Here is a 1,382-nt window from a genome sequence, read left to right as displayed (position 1 = left end):
TCGCAAGATAAAGCAAATTCCTTGCTGCTTCAAACATTCGTCCAAATGGAAGATCTGGTGATCATGGAAGTTCTTTAATGGAAAGTTTGTTTTATTTCTTGTTTCCTTAGCTTCAAAATCAAGATAATAGCCTTTGTACACGCCATTATAGTCAGTCGTTGAAGCCTGTCTAAAATAAGCTTCTCTGATTACTGCCTTTGAACGTTTAGGATAGTCAACCTTTACAATTTGAATCGGTGTTGGCTTCTTATGAACAACTGCTATTTCTCCCATTAAATAGTATTTATTAGATTCGTTTATTTGTTGCTCCAAGGTCATACCACGGTCAGAAAAATTAACTCCCTTTCTGTGTTTGTATGATCGATGAACAGTAGCATGTTCTTCTTTTTTTGTTACTGGTTTTCTAAATGCGGCTAAACTACCGCTTGGATATTTGACCATTAACCTCACTCCTGTTAGCATTATAGCAATAAAGACTGGATTTTTGAATATTAGGGGGCGTTTACAATAATGCAGCGTTTATGGGTAACTGGATATCGTTCCTATGAATTGAATGTTTTTGGTGATAGGGATCCGAAAATCACTGTAATAAAATATGCCCTAAAGAATTACTTTGTTAGTTTAATCGAAGAAGGACAATTAGATTGGATTATTACAGGTGCCAATTTGGGAGTAGAACAATGGGCTGCCGAAGTTGGATTAGAATTAGGAGAAAAATATCCGGTTAGAACGTCGATTATGATTCCCTATGAGGAATTTGCTAATCGCTGGAACGAGACTAATCAGGCAAAATACATTAATTTAAAAGAAAAAGTTGATTTCTTTGCTTCAACTTCAAATACGCCGTATCAAAGTCCCGTACAATTGCGCAACTATCAAAATTTTATGGTTCAGCATACCGACCGAGCTATGATGATCTATGATCCAGAGCATCCCGGTAAGCCAAAATATGATTATAATTTAATCCAAAAGTATCAAGAAACCAAAGAATATCCCCTAAATTTAATTGATTTTTATGATTTACAAGATGTGGCTGAAGAATATCAGGAAAACCATCAAAGTTCTAATTTCTCCGAATAATTAAAAGTTTTATTAAAGCCGGTATATTTGTTTTAAGTGGCCTATCTTTTTGCTAAAATAAAAATGAATGTAAAGGAGTTGTCAGTAAGATGGCAAATTTAAATGATATAAAACTATCTGCACAAGATATATTAAAGAAACAATTTAGAAGTAAAGTAAAAGGTTATGATCCAGACGAAGTTGATGCATATCTGGATCAAGTAATTTCAGATTATGAAACATTCCAACAATTGATTGAAGATTTGTACGGTCAAATTGGTACGCTTCAACGTCAATTGATGGATGAAAAGCAAAAAGAAAAG

The 1,382-nt window shown here is 33.9% G+C and carries 3 protein-coding genes; 2 read left to right on the top strand and 1 reads right to left on the bottom strand.

Annotated elements, in window-relative coordinates; translation table 11 throughout:
• Window positions 1–441 (bottom strand): Holliday junction resolvase RecU (gene recU / locus BN1206_RS05385; protein WP_052543028.1); only part of this gene is annotated, 441 nt, incomplete at its 3' end.
• Window positions 442–510: 69 nt separating this feature from the next.
• Between recU and BN1206_RS05380 the strand changes: the two genes are divergently transcribed.
• Complete coding sequence (locus BN1206_RS05380) at window positions 511–1,080, top strand: SLOG family protein (RefSeq protein ID WP_013438042.1); 570 nt, start codon at window positions 511–513, stop codon at window positions 1,078–1,080.
• An 89-nt stretch (window positions 1,081–1,169) separates the two neighbouring features.
• The coding region (locus BN1206_RS05375; RefSeq protein ID WP_156172736.1) for a DivIVA domain-containing protein at window positions 1,170–1,382 on the top strand (213 nt) is incomplete at its 3' end.

Source organism: Lactobacillus sp. OTU4228 (assembly GCF_001006945.1).
Classification (GTDB): Bacteria; Bacillota; Bacilli; order Lactobacillales; family Lactobacillaceae; genus Lactobacillus; species Lactobacillus amylovorus.
The sequence above is the reverse complement of the archived record's forward strand: the minus strand, read 5'-3'. Positions and strand labels throughout refer to the sequence as shown.